General features: G+C 37.1%; 16 protein-coding genes. 3 read left to right on the forward strand and 13 right to left on the reverse strand.

Translation table 11 applies throughout. The features are described 5' to 3' along the window. Window positions 1-20 precede the first annotated feature (20 nt). Window positions 21-953 carry a beta-ketoacyl-ACP synthase III gene (locus AC6F34_RS12205; protein ID WP_500772483.1) on the reverse strand — a complete coding sequence of 311 codons (933 nt, stop codon included), beginning with the start codon at window positions 951-953 and terminating at the stop codon, window positions 21-23. Window positions 954-1,132: 179 nt separating this feature from the next. Here AC6F34_RS12205 and AC6F34_RS12210 point away from each other — a divergent pair, with 179 nt between their 5' ends. Next, window positions 1,133-1,411, forward strand: a complete 279-nt coding sequence (locus AC6F34_RS12210) for a hypothetical protein (protein ID WP_500772485.1) — start codon at window positions 1,133-1,135, stop codon at window positions 1,409-1,411. A 99-nt stretch (window positions 1,412-1,510) separates the two neighbouring features. On the opposite strand, the gene AC6F34_RS12215 is transcribed toward AC6F34_RS12210, so the two are convergent. From AC6F34_RS12215 to AC6F34_RS12225, 3 genes are all read right to left on the reverse strand, one after another. After that, window positions 1,511-2,476: a BMP family ABC transporter substrate-binding protein gene (locus tag AC6F34_RS12215; protein ID WP_500772487.1), complete on the reverse strand. Its 966-nt coding sequence runs from the start codon at window positions 2,474-2,476 to the stop codon at window positions 1,511-1,513. A gap of 112 nt (window positions 2,477-2,588) precedes the next feature. Next, window positions 2,589-3,398, reverse strand: coding sequence for a Rossmann-fold NAD(P)-binding domain-containing protein (locus tag AC6F34_RS12220; protein WP_500772489.1), 810 nt, complete (start codon window positions 3,396-3,398; stop codon window positions 2,589-2,591). 59 nt (window positions 3,399-3,457) lie between these two features. Then, window positions 3,458-4,189, reverse strand: coding sequence for a lipase family protein (locus tag AC6F34_RS12225; protein WP_500772491.1), 732 nt, complete (start codon window positions 4,187-4,189; stop codon window positions 3,458-3,460). A gap of 175 nt (window positions 4,190-4,364) precedes the next feature. Between AC6F34_RS12225 and AC6F34_RS12230 the strand changes: the two genes are divergently transcribed. Next, entirely contained in the window at window positions 4,365-4,553 is a 189-nt protein-coding gene (locus tag AC6F34_RS12230) for a YjzD family protein (RefSeq protein ID WP_500772493.1), read from the forward strand. Between the two features lie 78 nt (window positions 4,554-4,631). On the opposite strand, the gene clpB is transcribed toward AC6F34_RS12230, so the two are convergent. After that, entirely contained in the window at window positions 4,632-7,238 is a 2,607-nt protein-coding gene (gene clpB, locus AC6F34_RS12235; RefSeq protein WP_500772495.1) for an ATP-dependent chaperone ClpB, read from the reverse strand. A 97-nt stretch (window positions 7,239-7,335) separates the two neighbouring features. Next, on the reverse strand, window positions 7,336-7,515 hold the full coding sequence (locus tag AC6F34_RS12240; RefSeq protein ID WP_500772497.1) for a YjzC family protein: 180 nt from the start codon (window positions 7,513-7,515) through the stop codon (window positions 7,336-7,338). 212 nt (window positions 7,516-7,727) lie between these two features. On the opposite strand from AC6F34_RS12240, the gene AC6F34_RS12245 reads away from it, so the two are divergent. Further along, a complete protein-coding gene (locus AC6F34_RS12245; protein ID WP_500772499.1) occupies window positions 7,728-8,534 on the forward strand; it encodes an undecaprenyl-diphosphate phosphatase in 807 nt (268 codons plus the stop codon). Between the two features lie 264 nt (window positions 8,535-8,798). Here the strand turns inward: AC6F34_RS12245 and argF are convergent, their stop codons facing one another. The 7 genes from argF to argC form a co-directional block, all read right to left on the reverse strand. Continuing rightward, on the reverse strand, window positions 8,799-9,755 hold the full coding sequence (gene argF / locus AC6F34_RS12250) for an ornithine carbamoyltransferase (RefSeq protein WP_500772501.1): 957 nt from the start codon (window positions 9,753-9,755) through the stop codon (window positions 8,799-8,801). Window positions 9,756-9,758: 3 nt separating this feature from the next. Next, entirely contained in the window at window positions 9,759-12,848 is a 3,090-nt protein-coding gene (gene carB / locus AC6F34_RS12255; RefSeq protein WP_500772503.1) for a carbamoyl-phosphate synthase (glutamine-hydrolyzing) large subunit, read from the reverse strand. Continuing rightward, the gene (locus tag AC6F34_RS12260; RefSeq protein ID WP_500772505.1) at window positions 12,841-13,917 is read right to left on the reverse strand and encodes a carbamoyl phosphate synthase small subunit; all 1,077 of its coding nucleotides are present in this window, start codon (window positions 13,915-13,917) and stop codon (window positions 12,841-12,843) included. Before AC6F34_RS12260 ends, carB begins: the two co-directional genes overlap by 8 nt. Before the next feature lie 75 nt (window positions 13,918-13,992). Further along, window positions 13,993-15,150, reverse strand: coding sequence for an acetylornithine transaminase (argD, locus tag AC6F34_RS12265; protein WP_500772507.1), 1,158 nt, complete (start codon window positions 15,148-15,150; stop codon window positions 13,993-13,995). Further along, window positions 15,147-15,917, reverse strand: a complete 771-nt coding sequence (argB, locus tag AC6F34_RS12270; RefSeq protein ID WP_500772509.1) for an acetylglutamate kinase — start codon at window positions 15,915-15,917, stop codon at window positions 15,147-15,149. Before argB ends, argD begins: the two co-directional genes overlap by 4 nt. 13 nt (window positions 15,918-15,930) lie before the next feature. Continuing rightward, complete coding sequence (gene argJ / locus AC6F34_RS12275; RefSeq protein WP_500772511.1) at window positions 15,931-17,163, reverse strand: bifunctional ornithine acetyltransferase/N-acetylglutamate synthase; 1,233 nt, start codon at window positions 17,161-17,163, stop codon at window positions 15,931-15,933. 15 nt (window positions 17,164-17,178) lie between these two features. Next, on the reverse strand, window positions 17,179-18,210 hold the full coding sequence (argC, locus tag AC6F34_RS12280) for an N-acetyl-gamma-glutamyl-phosphate reductase (protein WP_500772513.1): 1,032 nt from the start codon (window positions 18,208-18,210) through the stop codon (window positions 17,179-17,181). Window positions 18,211-18,439 lie beyond the last annotated feature (229 nt).

Raw genomic sequence — 18,439 nt, forward strand, 5'->3', positions numbered from 1 at the left:
ACACCTCTCATCTTTTGTCTTTATCTACCCCAACGCATGGCAATCGCACCCCACGTCAAGCCACCACCAAATCCGACCATAACAATTAAATCATCATTTTTAATTTTTCCAGCTTCAACTTCCTCACAAAGTGCAATCGGTATTGAAGCAGCGGAATTGTTTCCATATTTATGCACAGTTTTAGACATCTTTTCAACAGGAAGATCCAATCGCTCTCTCGCAGCCTCCATAATCCGGATATTTGCCTGATGTGGAATTAAGAAATCTACGTCTTCTTTCTTTACATGAGCTTTCTCTAACACAGTTAAACAACTTTCACCCATTTGTCTAACTGCAAATTTAAATACTTCACGACCATTCATCACAATATGTTCGTCTTGATATAAGTGTTTTCCTCCTGAACCATCTGCACCTAATTCAAAAGATAATATTCCTCTGCCTTCAGAGACTTTTCCAATAACTGCAGCTCCTGCACCATCTCCGAATAGTACGGCAGTATTACGATCATTCCAGTCAGTGATCTTTGAGAGCTTTTCGACTCCAACAACTAATACTTTATCATAAGCACCCGTATCAACGAACTGCTTTGCAGTTATCACACCATACATGAAACCTGAACAAGCAGCACTCACATCCATTGCTGCTGCTTTTGTTGCCCCTAGCTTCTCTTGAATCATACACGCAACACTAGGAAATGAAGTATCTGGAGTTACTGTTCCAACAATAATCATATCCAATTCCTCAGCTGTTACGTTAGCATTCTCTAGTGCTTTGATCGCAGCTTCATAGGCCATATCCGATGTGTTCGTCTGATCATCAGCAATTCGTCTTTCTTCAATTCCTGTTCTCGTTCGAATCCATTCGTCAGAAGTATCCATACGTGCTTCTAAATCTTTATTTGTTACAATATGCTCGGGTAAAGCTTTACCTATACCTAATATCCCAGCATTCATACTACCCTCACCCCATATTCATATTCTTACCCTGATAATATTATCTATTTTTATTACTTGGTACTAATTTTAACAAAAAATCTTTCCTTTTTCAATTTAGTTTTTTTGAATAGAAGTCCAAGCGCCTTATTATTCTCTTCATAAACTGTATGGACTGTTGTTTGGGAGGAGTGCGCATTTTGTCAAAAGATAAAGACAGGTTAACTAATTTTATGCTTGGTACCAAGCATGATTATGAACAAAGGCAAAAACGTAGAGACGAATGGATATTGGGAAGAAAAGAGCGAGAGGAGCAATTAGAGGAGACTTCGAATCCTAACAATGAAAATGAAGAGCACGACATTGATCTCATAGGATTAATGAGCAATATTGAAGTATTAATGTCTTCATACAATGAGTTAAAACCACTCTTTAATAAAGTACCTAGTGCTCTGAAAAGCTTCATTTCAAAAAAATGAGGAGAACTGCTCCAGATATCGAGAGCTTTCGATTTATCGATTTTTAACAACAATAGGAAAAGCGAGCATCTGTTCTCATCCGCTTTTCCTTTTGTTAAATTATAATTTTTCATTCGGTAGGTCACCAGTCTCCTTGTAGTCATTGATCGCATTGTTAATTTTATCAACAAACTCTTTGTCTACAATTGGACTAAACGTCCCCAATGAAATGACACCTTCTTGAAAATCAAAAAATAAATTACCCGACTCTAAATTCCCATCATTGAAACGTTCAGCAACTAATTCATATAGAATATCTACATGTTGTATTGTACTTGTTAATACAACAGATTCACCTAAGTCTGACTGATCAGAAATATATCCAATTGTATACAATCCTCTATCTTTTATTTCTTCAATTACAGGGACATTATATCCATCACCAGCAGGATAAATAACATCTGCATCAATATCGCCTAAATGGTCCATAATGGTTAGTGCTGTTTCAACATCATCCCAGTCGCCAACATATTCTATCCTGACATTAATCCCTTCGCGCTGAAAGTTTGCCCCTTCATAAAAGCCTTCAATTTCAGGTTGCCATTCAAAGGCTGCGATGATTCCTACAGTATTTGTTTCAGTCATATATCCAGCTACCATTCCTGCAAAAAAACCCATCGCATATGCCTCAAAGCTTAAGCTCGTTGTGTTATCATTTCTTGCATCGCCATTGAAGCTTACAAAATGTATATGCGGATAATCCTTCGATAATTGATTAAAATATTGGGCATATTCATTGCCATGACCGAAGATTAAATTTACACCTTTTTGATCAAACTCATCAACTGCACGCTCAACGGCAATATGTGAGTTCATTCCCTCTTTATAATAAACTTCAATGTTATATCGAGATTGGATCTTCAACATCCCTTTATAACCTTTTGTTCCCCATACTTGGTCGTTCACCGTGTCTGGTACGAGAAGCCCCGCCTTAGTTAATGAACCACTTGAAATCGCTTGTCCACATGAAGTTAATAAAAGAAGGCTAAAAAGAAGGAGATATACAACTACAAGTTTTTTTATCACTTCTTATTTTCGCCGCCTTTCTATAAATCTTTCCATAAAAGCATTGTTTTGCATACATTCATTCTACCCTTTACAGCACTTATTTGAAAAGGTATTTTTCAATAATAAGAGTTTATAAATCCTTCACCCTGGAGATGATTCTTTTCTGCTGTACTAGGCTATCTTGGATAGATTCACTGAATATAATCTCAGATTTTGGAAGGTCATTATTATGTTTAAGGTTGTGATCTGACACACTCTCAGCTAAATAAAAATTAGGGTCTATTTCTTTTGCAATCTTTAACCATCTACCTTCTTGGTTACTACTCAATAGGAATGATCCTTCTACTGACTTCTCCATATGATCCATGAGCGTCTCAACTGCCTCATTAATTGAAACAGCATCATCTGTATATTCATTAAATCGATCAACTTCTAAATACTTGACACTTTTTCCATTAAGCATTTGGTCAAATATGAAGGTAACAGGCTGCCATTCTCCAAATACTGTTGGCAAGTAAACAAAGCTATGCTTTATGTTTGTAGCACCACCAAGCATATCTGCTTCTAAAGCTTTCAATAAACCATATTCTTTATCATATGCTCTCCATTGAATTGGAACGAGCACAAGAATGTAAGGTTTCTTTTTACTTTTTTCCACATGACTTATTAATTCAGCTAACTGCTTTTTCATATCTTCTATAGACGATCGGATCAATTCATAAAAATCAACAATGTAGTGAGTACAATTAGAATCGGCTTCTTCAATTTTTTCCAGTTCTTCATAATGAGCATTCCGACCAATTTCCATTCTTTTACTTTCTGTATAATCTCCATTCTTTTTATTGAACACAACTTGTACTTCATACCCATCTTCAAGGATTCTTTTACATAAATGAAAACCAATGAAATTATAACCACCTAATATAACCGCTTTTATCATGCAAGACCCTCCTCATACCACATTCACCCTTACAGTATCCTATGCAAGAATTATTTTTGTTATAGCACCTTTTCATTTGATTGATAAAAGCGAATGATTTTGTCTGCCAATACCATCTTTTTGTCAGGAAGAATATAACAAACTGTCACAGGAATGTTTTCATCGCTCCACTTAACAGTTAATTGTTTTATTCTTGAAGATTGTTTATATGCCCTTGCACTCGAAAGAATTTGTATCATTTGCATTGGTGTTTTACCAGAGAACACAACATCTTCCTTTTCAACCAATTCCATTACTCGATCACGATTAGTCTGATATGATGCAGCTACTTCTTGTAACAATTTTTTGTAAAAAAATTTATGCTCCCTTTCTTGCTCTAAATGTTCCTTTAAAGATAAGACCGGATTAATAAATGTCACACTTCGAACATTATGCTCCATAACCTTCAGTAATTTTAATGCTACGAGAACCCCCATCCCTTCAGCAAGAATATGAATTTTATCATTTAAAATTTCTGTTCGCATAATAAACTCATATAATTGCTTAGCAAGACTCACTGCATTATCGCTACCCCAATTCTTAGCATAAAGATTTGAATAAAAAACAGAGTATCCTTGTTGTAGGAGATTGTTAATCAGCTTTGATTTTCCTTCATTCTGTGTCCAAAAACTAGTTTTTTCATCTACAAAATGCCTTTCATCCCCAATAATGAATACGCCGAAACCGCTTGGCTTATCGGGGTAATGAATCATATTCCATTCACTTTCCAATTGAAAGGTTCGGCTTTTCATACATATAGCTCCTTTTAGATCATTTTCATAATAATGTATGATTGTATTAAAAAAATGAATGGGATAATACCTATTAGCAAGGTCACATTGATTAAATGAAATATATAATTGCCATTTATTCCTGTAAGCAAGTGTGGTAAGATGGACTTGGAGTTTATTTGATGAGGTGAATGCAATGAGATATATCATGACATTTTTCTGGGTTTTCCTACTCGTTCAAATGATTGTTTACGTTGTAAGTAATATCATTGGACACAGTTACGACCTTAACATGGGAATCATATTATCGGTCGGAGCAACAATCCTTCTATTCGTCTTTGATTTCATCCTTCCAGATGGGCCTAAAGAGCAAGAGGGACATTAAGATTTAATACTTAAAAAGTCATCCTGTTAATAATACTAGGATGACTTTTTATCATTTCAAAGGCCGTTTTAGTAAAATCTATGAATAAATCAGTTGTAAGTTCCCTTTGTCCACCGATACAGTAACCTGTTCCTGTGGACGGATTTTTCCAGCTATTATGTCTCTCGCTAATTTCGTTTCAATTTCCTTTTGAATAAAGCGCTTCAATGGTCGCGCACCGTAAACGACATCTGCTCCATTTTCTGCAATATATTCAGCTGCTTCTTCTGTTATGCTTAAGACAATTTCTTGCTCTGCTAAACGCGTTTCTAAATCAACTAGTAGTTTCTTCACAATTCCTTTCAGTGCAGCACCTTCAAGCGCATTAAATAATACAATTTCATCGATTCGATTTAAGAACTCCGGTTTAAAGTAATTTTTCAGTTCCCCAATTACTTCATTTCGAGTTTCTTCTATTATATATCCACTCTCTTTTACTGTATCGCGTTTAAGTAAGAAATGAGAACCAATATTTGATGTCATAATGAATACAGTATTTTTAAAATCAACGACTCTGCCTTGTGAATCCGTGATTCTGCCATCATCTAATACTTGTAAAAGAATATTGAACACTTCTGGATGTGCTTTTTCAACTTCGTCCAACAATATAACTGAATAAGGCTTCTTTCTTACTTGCTCGGTTAATTGACCACCTTCCTCATAACCTACATACCCAGGAGGAGCCCCAACTAATCGTGAAACGGAATGCTTCTCCATATATTCTGACATATCAAATCGAATCATATGATCCTCACGATCAAATAAGACTAATGCTAGAGCTTTTGCGAGCTCCGTCTTTCCTACTCCCGTAGGCCCTAAAAACAAGAATGAACCAATTGGGCGATTAGGGTCCTTAATTCCTGCCCTAGCACGCAGGATAGAATCAGAAACTACTTGAATCGCATCATTCTGCCCAATGACACGCTCTCTCAATACTTCATCCAATTTTAATAACTTTTCTCGCTCACCTTCAACTAGCTTTGTCACAGGAATACCAGTCCATCTTGCAACGATACCAGCGATCTCATCATCTGTAACTTCTTCACGTAAAAGTCGTTCTTCGTTTTTCTCTGCAAAAGCTTTTTCTAATCTGCTAATTTCTTTTTCCATTTCTGGAATCTTCCCATGACGCAATTCAGCTGCTTTATTAAGATCGTATTGATTCTCAGCATACTCTAGCTCTCTGCGAAGCTTCTCTAGCTGCTCACGTTTTTCTTGAACCTTTTGAATGCCTTCCTTTTCGGTCACCCACATCGCTTGCATTGTATTTGCTTGTTCACGTAATGAAGCTAATTCCGCTCTTAAGCTAAACAATCGTTTCTTACTTCCTTCATCTTTTTCCTTCATTAATGCTGCTTCTTCGATTTCTAACTGCATAACTTTTCTTGTGACTTCATCCATCTCTACAGGCATTGAATCCATTTCCATTCGAATTAAAGCACAAGCCTCATCCACTAAATCAATCGCCTTATCAGGTAAAAATCGATCCGTAATATACCGATCTGAAAGAGTAGCAGCTGCGATGAGTGCACGGTCATGAATGTGAACTCCATGATGAATTTCATAACGTTCTTTTAAGCCTCTTAAAATTGAAATCGTGTCCTCGACATTCGGTTCCTGCACAAGTACTTGTTGGAAACGCCGCTCAAGAGCAGGATCTTTTTCGATATATTTGCGGTGCTCATCCAACGTTGTTGCTCCGATACAATGTAACTCACCTCGTGCAAGCATCGGTTTTAGCATGTTTCCTGCATCCATTGCACCATCCGTTTTTCCAGCTCCAACAATTGTATGAATTTCATCGATAAATAAGAGAATTCTTCCTTCTGACTTCCTAATTTCGTTTAATACGGCTTTTAACCGTTCTTCAAATTCACCTCTAAATTTTGCTCCAGCAATAAGAGCACTCATATCTAGAGAAAAAATCGTTTTATCTTTTAATCCTTCAGGAACATCTTTCTTAACGATTCGATGAGCTAGCCCCTCAACAATTGCTGTTTTACCTACACCAGGTTCACCAATGAGCACAGGATTATTCTTTGTCTTTCTTGAAAGGATTCGAATCACATTACGAATTTCTTCATCACGACCAATTACAGGGTCTACCTTAGCATCTAAGACTTCCTGTACTAAATCACGGCCATATTTATTTAAGACATCATACGTTGATTCTGGACTTTCTGACTGCACGTTTTGCCCACCTCTTATCTCATTTATAATAGTTCTAATTTGTTGTTTGGTTATTTTTACTGTGTCAAAGAATTTTTTCGTAACAGAGCCATTTACACTAAAGACAGCAAGAACAAGATGTTCAACAGAAAGATAATCATCTTTATATTCTTTCATTAACTTCTCAGCAGCTGTAAATAGATGTTGCAAGTCTGTTGATACGTATACTTGTTTATTCTCACCATTAGTTGTCGTCACATGAGGAAGCTGGTTTTGCTGTAACTTAAGGTGCTCAATAAATGAGGCTATGTCAACCTTACCCCTTAATAAGATAAGCTTTAACAAGCTAGAATCTAGCTGTACTAATTCAAGAAATAAATGAGCTTCATGAATTTCTGGATGATTCATCTTTTCAGCATTAGATTGAGCATTAATAAGTCCACTTCGAATCTGCACCGTAATTTTTTCTAAATTCATCCTTTCCTCCTTGACCTTTTTTGACCTTTATATTTATTATAGCTGATTCTATTTATAGATACAAAAAAGTCACCCACAATGGGATGACTTTTCTCGGTTAAGGCTTTCTTTTGTACGTCCATACACGATTATGGTTGCTGTTATCAGGAAATTCATCTCCTGCTTTTAGCTTTACCATTTTTGGATCGTTAACTGTGCTGCCTGTTTCACCTATTTCAACGTAGATTCCATTATTCGGAGCTTTTTGTCCTGCTTTAAATTGATGATTTTGTCCCAACTGTCTTCCCTCCATTGTAATCAATCCATTATCCTAATTTAGTATGACCATACGCTTTAAAGAAAATGAATCCTTTTTGTAATTCATTAAAACTTGTGCATCATCGACCTTCATATTATTAATTTTCTGTTTCAATTTGCATTATGGCTTTACATTTGTTTGAATAGTATTGTTTAATGGTTAAGTGAAACTTCATATTGGAGGACTTAGTTGTGGAAGAATTAATTGTACTCATTAAGTATTTATTTTTAGGAATTTTACAAGGGTTTACTGAACCTATCCCTGTATCATCAAGTGGTCATGTTGAAATTGCAGCATATTTATTTAATATTGGAACGACTGGACTTAGTTTTGCCATTCTTGTCAATACTGCATCACTGTTTGCAGTCCTCATTATTTATCGACATGATATTATCCGATTAATAAAAAATGGGTTTCGTTATATAAAAACAAGAGATGAAGATGCTGAAGATGATTTTCGCTTTATCATATACTTAATCATAGCAACTATTCCAGCAGGAGTCGCTGGTGTGCTATTCGGTGACATTCTCGATGGAAACATTAAAATGATTGGAATTACGCTCATTGTGACTGGTGTTGCTCTATGGCTGATTCGTAATTTACGTGGTCGTAAAAACGATGCAGGCATCACACTGAAAGATGCAATCATTGTAGGTTTAGCCCAAATGATTGCAATCATCCCTGGCATTAGTCGCTCTGGAGCTACGATTGTGGCTGCGATGAGCTTAGGTATGAAGCAAGAGACCGCTTTGCGCTTCTCTTTCCTACTTTATATTCCAGTTAGCTTTGGAAGTATGATTCTTGGCTTTAGTGACATCCTAGCTGATCCTAATTTAAGTACTTTGGCATTGCCTTATACAGTAGCATTTATCGCATCATTTATTGCATCCTATTTTGCTTTAAAATGGTTTATGGGTGTAATGGCTAAAGGAAACTTAAACCTTTTTGCAATTTACTGCTTTATAGCAGGACCAATTGTTTATTTCTTTTTAGGATAAAAATTAAATTTTTCTGAATAGCTTATTTTCTTTGTCATAACTTAAATAATCTATAAAAAGCAAGGGAGATTGATTCCCTTGCTTTTTGTCTACATGCTTCTTAATAATAAGAGAAGCCATCAGGCCGCCTTCAAAACGCTAATAAGAATATGTGCCCAGTCTAGTATTAACTTGAATAGAATAATTTGTTCATGAGGGATAAACTAAGGCGTTGACGAGTTTTTTCAGGAGTCTGAAGCAAGGGATTCTCCCCTTGCTTCATCTTTATAAAATCTCTGTTAAAAGTGCCTTTTGTGCATGTAAGCGATTACCTGCCTGTTGAAATACAAAAGATTGCTCTCCATCAATAACATCAGCTGTTACTTCTTCGCCTCGATGTGCAGGTAGACAATGGAGAAATACTGCATCCTCCTTCGCCATTTCCATCACCTCTTTGTTCACTTGATAATCCTTAAATGCGTGAAGTCGTAGTTCATTCTCTTCTTCTTGACCCATACTCGTCCATACATCAGTATAAATAGCATCAGCATTATTCATAGCAAAAGAGAGATTTTCTGTGATTTCAATTGATCCTCCACTTTCAGCTGAGAAGCCGATTGCTTTTTGAACAACCTCCTCATTTGGTTCATACCCCTTTGGGCATGCGATTGAAAAATGCATGCCCAACTTTGCACATGCAATCATTAATGAATGTGCGACATTGTTTCCATCCCCAACATAAACGACCTTTAATCCTTTTAAAGTTCCCTTCACCTCGAATAAAGTAAGCATATCAGCTAAAGCCTGACACGGATGATATAAGTCAGTCAAGCCATTGATGACTGGAATCGTTGCATGTTCTGCTAATTCCTCTACATCTTTATGAGAAAACGTACGAATCATAATTGCATCTACATACTGCGACAATACCTTTGCCGTATCTCCAATTGTTTCACCACGTCCTAATTGAATGTCTTTACTGCTAAGGAAAAGTCCATTCCCACCAAGTTGGATCATTCCTGCTTCAAAGGAAACTCGTGTTCTAGTTGAAGACTTTTCAAAAATCATTCCGAGGATTTTTCCTTGTAATGGTTTAGAATGAGCATCTGGATGAACGCCATCCTTCATGCTCTTCGCTTTCATAATTAACGCTTCGATTTCTTGAGGCGTAAAATCAATTAATGTTAAAAAATCTTTCCCTTTCAGGTTTAACTCTGTTCTCAAATCAATTGCTGTTGTCATTTACTAAACACCTACACTTTCATTATGTTCTTCCAAACTAACCCATTCTTGAATCGAATGAACGTCCCAACCTTTTACTTGTACTGCCTTCAAAAAGGCTAATAATGATTCTTTCTCAGTAAAAGTTATGATTCTATTTTTAATTGCTTCTTGACGAAGGAGCTTGGCAGCCTCAGTAGCTCTAGGATCATAAAGTGCCGTATACTTTTTTTCTTTAAAGTCAATGCGATCGACCACATCCAACTCTATCTGTTCATTCTTCGCATCGATTGCTACTGTACTTGCAATGCGAATCTGTAGTTGCCCCTTCAAATGTGGTTCAAAAGCCTTTGCTAATGCTTCCTTATATTGTTGTGCTAAAACGATTCCTTCACCTGTTGATTTCATCTCTGGTCCTACCATGCTATCAAGACCCTTTAATGCATAATTGGAGAAAACAGGATACTTCACACAAATAAAAGGTAGCTTATGCGAAAAAGGTACGACATCTTCTGTCATTAAATATTTCCCAAGCAATATTTTTGTCGCAATTTGGACTAAGTTCACTCCAGTTACTTTATTGATGATTGGAACTGTACGACTTGCACGAGGATTTACCTCTAAGACATAAACTTCTTCTCCATCAATAATGAATTGAATGTTCATTAATCCTTTATAATTTAATTTATTTACAATGGCCTTTGCATAATCAACCATCTTCTTTTGTAATCCAATCGATAAGTGCTGTGGTGGCAAAACTGACATACTATCCCCTGAATGGACACCGGTTTTCTCAATATGCTCCATAATTGCAGGTACATGAATATAAGTACCATCTGTCGCCAAATCCAACTCAGCTTCCATTGCATGAAGAAATGTATCAACTAACACTGGGTAGCCAATTTCCTTCGTCTTCAAATATGATTGAAAAGAGGACTCATCCTTAAGCAATTCCATTCCTTTTCCTCCTATTACATAAGAAGGACGGACTAGAATTGGGAAACCAAGCCTATGAATTGATTGAATTAGTTCTGGTTCACTATAAGCAATATCTCCTTCAATGTGTGGAATGCTTAATTCATCTAGTAGATCGTAAAATAGCTTTCGGTCTTCAAGTTCATCAATTGTTGCTGAATTAGTACCTAGTAAATTTACTCCATATGCTTCTAATTGCGAAGCGAGATTAATCGACGTTTGCCCACCAAATTGGACGATTACATTTGTAATTCCTTCTGAGTCAATCACATCCATGATTTCCTCCACAGTCAATGGTTCAAAATATAACCGATCTGCAGTTGTAAAATCAGTGCTAACAGTCTCTGGGTTATTATTAATCATAATAGTTTCTACGTTTTCATCCTTTAACGCATAAACACCATGTACGGAGCAATAGTCGAACTCAATCCCTTGACCGATTCGGATTGGACCGCTTCCTATGATTAACACCTTCTCTTTATTAGACGTTTCCTGTTCGTTTTCCCCATGGTAACTCGAGTAAAAATAATTTGAATGTGATTCAAATTCTGCAGCACATGTATCAACCATCTTATATACAGGAACGACTTGAAGCGCTTTTCGCCATTCACGAACCAGCTTTTCATCTACTTGCCAACACCTTGCTAAATAAGTATCTGAAAACCCTTTTTGCTTAAGGAATTGCATCTCAGTTGCTGTTATTTTTTTAGGATCTATCTGTGTGATTGACTTCTCTAAATCTACTAATTGGTTAAAAAAGTTCAAATAAAAGCGGTCGATTTTTGTTAACTGATGGGCTTCTTCGACTTCCAACCCTCTTCTAAATAGTTCCAATAAAATAAAAAAGCGTTGATCCGTTTGTTTCTTTAAAAGCTGCATAAGTTCATTTGTTGCATATTTGGTCAATTTTAAATCCGTCAAGCCATCTAGATCTATTTCTAATGAACGAACCGCTTTTTGCAATGCACGTTCAAAGCTACGATCGATGCCCATGACTTCACCTGTTGCTTTCATTTGTGTACCTAATGTACGATCCACATGGGTAAACTTATCAAATGGCCATTTTGGGATTTTGACAATGACGTAATCTAAAGCTGGCTCAAAGCTTGCAAATGTATCACCAGTCACTGGGTTTTTAATTTCTGATAAATGATAACCGACAGCTAACTTTGCTGCCATTCTAGCAATCGGGTAACCAGTTGCTTTAGAAGCAAGAGCAGATGATCGACTTACCCGTGGGTTCACTTCTATTAAATAATATTGTTTGCTGTGTGGATCTAATGCAAATTGGATATTACACCCACCAATTATCCCTAACTCAGAGATGATTTTTATTGAAGCTGATCGTAACATTTGGTATTCATCGTCAGATAATGTTTGCGATGGTGCAACGACAATTGAATCACCAGTATGTACTCCAACTGGATCAATGTTTTCCATATTGCAGATTGTGATGCACGTGTTGTTTGCATCTCGCATCACTTCGTATTCAACTTCTTTAAACCCAGCAATGCTTTTTTCGATTAAACATTGACCAATTGCACTCTCTCTTAACCCACTTGTTACATAGGCAATGAGCTCTTCTTTAGAATGTGCAATTCCACCACCGGTTCCTCCGAGAGTATAGGCAGGTCTGACGATGATCGGAAAACCAATTTCTGATGCAAACGCAACAGCATCCTGAACTTGATGGACAATTGTGCTTTCTGGTACAGGTTCGTTTAGCTCATTCATCAACTGCCTAAATGCTTCCCGATCCTCTCCTTTTTTTATAGAATCAATTGTCGTTCCAAGTAATTTCACATCGTGCTTCTCAAGAATACCTGCCTCGTGTAAATTGAATGCAAGGTTTAACCCTGTCTGTCCTCCTAATGTGGCGAGTAAACCATCTGGCCTTTCTTTTTCAATGATTTTCTCTAAGCTATTTACTGTGAGCGGTTCAAAGTAAATCGTATCAGCAAATGTTTCATCTGACATAATTGTCGCTGGATTGTTATTTACTAGAATGACATGGTAGCCTTCTTCTTTTAATGCAGCACAAGCTTGAGTGCCTGCATAATCAAATTCAGCCGCTTGACCGATCACAATCGGACCTGATCCAATTACTAAGATAGAATGAACACTGGTGTCTTTAGGCATAAACTACGACTCTCCCTTTTTGCTTCTTAACTGTTTGTATAAATTCATCAAATACATAATCAGCATCCACCGGACCAGGGTTTGCCTCTGGGTGGAATTGAACCGTATGAACAGGGAGCGCTTCATGCATAAGCCCTTCAACAGATTGATCATGCAAATTCAAGTAACGTACTTTTAACCCTGTACCTTCTAAACTTTTTTCATCGACAACGTAGCTATGATTTTGTGAGGACATATAAACTTTACCAAGCTTCATATCACATACAGGATGATTTGCTCCACGATGTCCAAATGATAGCTTGATTGTATTCCCACCCATCGCCAATGCTGTTAATTGGTGCCCTAAACATATTCCTAATGTAGGATATGTTTGTATCACCTCTTTTATAGTGGGCAACAGCTCCTGCAATGATTTTGGGTCACCTGGGCCATTAGATAAGACAATCCCATCAGGCATAATGTTTTGAATTTGCTCGATTGTCGTATCATATGGAACAACCGTAACTTTACAGCCTTTTTTCAAAAGAGAATCGGCTATTGATTTTTTGTAACCAAAATCCATTAATACAATATGTTCTTCTCCTGTACCGAATTGCTCGAATAAAGTTGTTGATACTTCCTTCACTTTATTGCCCTCATTCACCGAGAAGTTTTCACAGTTTGATTGATTACTCATTACGGCAGCCATCGTTCCTTCATTACGAATTTTTTTAACTATGGCACGCGTATCCATTTGGCCTAACATAGGAATCTGCCATTTTTCTAAGTAAGCCTTTAATGAATAACTAGATTGATAATGCGATGGAGTGTCAGATCCTTCAAAAACAATGACTCCTTTGACATGAGGCTTTTTACTTTCAAAATCGAATTCATTTATTCCATAGTTCCCAATGAGTGGGTATGTAAAAACAATGATTTGATCTTTATAGGAAGGATCAGTTAAAACCTCTTGATAGCCAGTCATCCCTGTAAAAAAGACAATTTCCCCATTCACATTCATTTCTGTGACTGTGGTCAACCATTCTCCTTTATAACTTAGTCCATTCTTTAAATGCAGGTATCCTTCCATTTTTAAACACCTCAGATGTGAATATTTATTTACTACTATTTATTTTTATACAATTTTATGTATAAAAAAACAGTTCTATGCCATGATTTCTTGTTTAAACTTTTCGATCGATTTTAGTCCTTTTACGACTTCATCGATTTCTTTATATGAAACGGTTAATGGTGGTAAAAATCTTAAAACATTGTCACCGGCAGGCAGAGCTAGTATGCCTTTTTGACGAAGTTCGCTCAGTACCTCTTGAAGGTCAGCATTGATTTCTATACCAATCATTAAACCCAATCCTCTTACCTCTTTTAATACTGGACGTGTATGCATCATTTCTTTTACCTTATTTGTAAAGTAAACTGCTTTTAATTCAACCTCTTTTAAGAATGAATCGTCAAACACGATGTCCATTGTTGCTAGTGCTGCTGCGATTGCGATTGGATTACCACCGAATGTTGACCCATGGCTACCAGGACCAAAATATGAAGCAAGATCTTCTTTTCCGATGACCGCTCCTAATGGTAAACCGCTTCCTAATCCTTTTGCAACCGTAATAATATCTGGTTGTAATCCATAATGCTGAAATGCAAATGGTTTTCCCGTTCTCCCAATACCAGTTTGAATCTCATCTATGATGAGCTTAATATTATTGTTTTTACAAATCGATGCAATCTCTTGTAAAAACTCAGTATTTGCGAGATGGATTCCTCCTTCTCCTTGCACTATCTCTATAAGAATTGCTGCTGTGTCATCACAAAGTGAAGATTTCAAAGCATCTATATCATTAAATGGAACGTATTCGAAGCCTGGCAACATTGGACCAAAACCAATTTTGATTTTTTCTTGCCCTGTTGCGGCCATGCCAGCATAAGTACGTCCGTGGAATGACTTTAAGAAGCTAATAACCTTTGTCTTTCCTGTCGCTTTTCGTGCGAGCTTAATTGCCCCTTCATTTGCTTCAGCTCCGCTGTTGCTGAAGAAAACACGCTCAAGCCCTGCCGCCTTCGCTAACTTCTGCGCCGCTTCTTCTTGCTTCTTAAGAGGAAAGAGATTTGAAACATGCCAAAAGGCGTTTAATTGCTCTTCAATTGCTTTTTGTACATCATCATGTCGATGACCAATATTGCATACTCCTATTCCAGAAGTGAAATCTAAATATGACTTATTATTCACATCAACTAGAACTGAGCCTTTAGCTGATTTTGGTTCAACTTCCCACTTTGTATATACTTGGAACAAATTGTTCATGCCTTTACCTCCATCTTCTGTATGATCTCAGTCCCAATCCATTGATCCCCGACAAAGAATTGCTTTTTCCCCGATACGATTCTTACCTTATCGAGTCCCGTTTTTAATACAGAAAGAGCAGATTGTACTTTAGGAATCATCCCGCCGGTTATGTTCTTATTGCTTATGTTTTCAACGATTCCTTGTTCATCGATTTGTTTGATTAACTCTCCACCTAAAAGAATTCCGTCCACATCAGTTGCAAACAGGCACGTCTCTGCTTGAATCGCTCCAGCTACTGCAGCTGCAGCCATGTCTGCATTGACATTAAGCTTTTGACCATCGATTGTACGAGCAAGTGGCGTAATGACTGGTATAAACCCTTTATGTAATGCAGCCTGAATCATTGTTTCATTTACATTTGATACTTCACCAACATAGCCGAGGACTGACTTATCTATATACTTTCCCTCTAAAATAGAATCACTCCCATTTAAGCCGATTGCAGAAAGATGATGGCCTTGCATTAAGTCGGTGAGCTTACGATTCGATATACCTGATAAAACCATTTCAGCAACTGCTAAAACTTCTTTTGATGTTTTCCTTAATCCATTGATAAATTCAGATTCAATGTTGAGCATTTCAAGAAATTTGTTTATCTCTGGTCCTCCACCATGAACAAAAACAACATCATATCCGTTTTCCTTGAGGTTTTGAACACTGCTAAAAAAAGAAGGAGTTAGCTCTTCCATAATACTTCCACCACATTTAATGACAATCTTTTTCACTTCTGTCATCTCCTTATGTGCGATAGCTTGCATTGATTTTCACATAATCGTAGGAAAGATCACATCCCCATGCTTTGCCTTCTCCATCTCCTAAATGCAAGTTCACATCGATTGTAACTACATCATTTTTTAAATAAGCTGTTGCTTCTTCCTCTGAAAAAACGAGTGGTTCGCTTTTTTCTAGCATCTTAATTGGGCCAATTGTAATATCTACGGTTTCTGGATCAACTGCTGCTGCACTTTGACCGAGAGCGACAATGATTCTCCCCCAATTTGCATCGGCACCGTAAATTGCTGTTTTCACTAAATTCGATGCAACAATTTGCTTTGCAGCTTTTTGGGCATCTTCATTTGTTCTTGCGCCACTAACCGTCACTTCGATTAATTTCGTCGCTCCTTCACCGTCTTTAGCGATTTGCTTCGCAAGGCTTTGTGAGCATTTCGTTAACAGCTCCATAAATAGTGACCAATCTTTATGTTCGGGAGTTAAAGTTGTATTCTCCGCTTGACCATTTGCAAGGACAAGCACCATATCATTCGTTGACGTATCTCCATCAACCGTTATTTGATTAAACGATTGATTCGTAACCTCTTTTAATGCCGCATGTAAATAGCTGCTCTCTATATTAGCATCTGTCGTTAAAAAGGCCAGCATCGTCGCCATATTTGGATGAATCATTCCAGACCCTTTAGCTGCACCGCCCATTGTTACTGTTTTCCCATCAATGACCGTTGAATAGCAGCAAGGTTTTTCGACAGTATCTGTCGTCAAAATCGCCGTTTGAAAAGCATTTGAATCCTCTTCTTTATTAGATACTTGAATATCATCAATTCCACACTTAATTTTTTCGATTGGTAAAAACTCGCCGATCACACCTGTAGAAGCAACTGCGACTAAATGTGGCTTTATATTTAATTTCTCAGCAGTGTATTGCTGCATTGTAAGTGCATCTCTATATCCTTTTTCTCCTGTGCATGCATTTGCACAAGCACTGTTTACAATTAATGCTTGCACTTTCCCTTCAACTGCAAGACTTTCCTGTGTCACGATGAGTGGGGCTGCTTGAATCTTGCTTGTTGTATAAACAGCCGCACTGTTTGCAGGGTTTTCACTAACGATCATCCCGACATCTTTTTTTGAATATCGCAAGCCAGCATGAACTCCTGATGCCTTGAATCCTTTAGGGGTGACAATACCTCCCCCTACTACCTTTTGTATTTTTGCAGTTTCAGATAATACGTGCATGAATAAACTTCCTCTCTATGGGTATAACGGGACAAACTCTAGCCCCAGTTTTTCATCTAAGCCAAACATACTATTGGCATTTTGAACCGCCTGCCCAGCGGCACCCTTCATCAAATTATCAATCACAGCTACAATCGTTGCTCTCCCTGTTCTTTCATCAATATGAAAGGCTATATCACAGTAATTAGAGCCAGCAACTTCCTTGATTGAAGGAAAATTCCCTTCCGGTCGAACACGCACAAAAGGTTTTTGAGCATAACTTTCATTGTATAGTTCGAAAAGCTGGCTATATTTTACGTCTTCTGTTAATTGAACATAAGATGTTGTCATAATTCCTCTGTTAATCGGAAGTAAATGAGTCGTAAAAGTAATCGGCATGATGCCTTGATTCCATTTATGTAGATGCCTCTCGATTTCAGGGGTGTGCTGATGCTCATTTACTTTATAAATACGAAAATTCTCATTTGCTTCTGCAAAACTTGTATTCCTTGATAAGCCTCTACCTGCCCCAGAAACCCCTGATTTTGCATCGATAATAATCGATCCTTTATCAATGAGATTTTCTTTTACAATTGGAATAAGACTTAACAGGCTTGCCGTCGGGTAACAACCAGGGTTTGCAATGAATTTCGCATTTGTGATTTCATCTTTATACCATTCAGATAATCCATAAACCGCTTTATCTGTATAAACTGAATCAATCGGTTCCTTCTTATACCATGATTCATACTCTTTTGGTTCGAGCCTTAAATCTCCTGATAAATCAATAATCTTAATATCGTGGTCAGAAAACTTCTTTACCAATTCACTCGAAGCTCCAGACGGTGTTGCCAAAAAAACAACATCTGCTTCAGCAGCAATCTTTTCTACATCAATTGGTTGTAAGCGATCTTCTACTAATTTAAAAAGATGTGGATATTCGTACCAGATAGGAGATTCTGACTTTGTCGAATGAATAGAATGGATGTCGAATTCAGGATGGTGATGCAAGATACGTATTAATTCAGCCCCTCCATATCCTGTTGTGCCAATGATTGAAGCCTTCATTGTATCTCCTTCCTATAAAACAGTAAATGAATATTTACTCATTTTTATTTATATTTATTAATATTGTCTTTCTATTATAGAAAGTTCAGAAAAGAAAAGCAATAGGATTTTCTATGTTTTTCTTTTTTTCAATATCATGATAGTATTAAAGTATCAGATGTTTGTAGATTGGTATTCATATGTTTTAATGCAAAATGAAACAATCAACATTGTGCGGAAAGGGGTGTTC

It is taken from the genome of Niallia sp. CD-39, assembly GCF_059874745.1.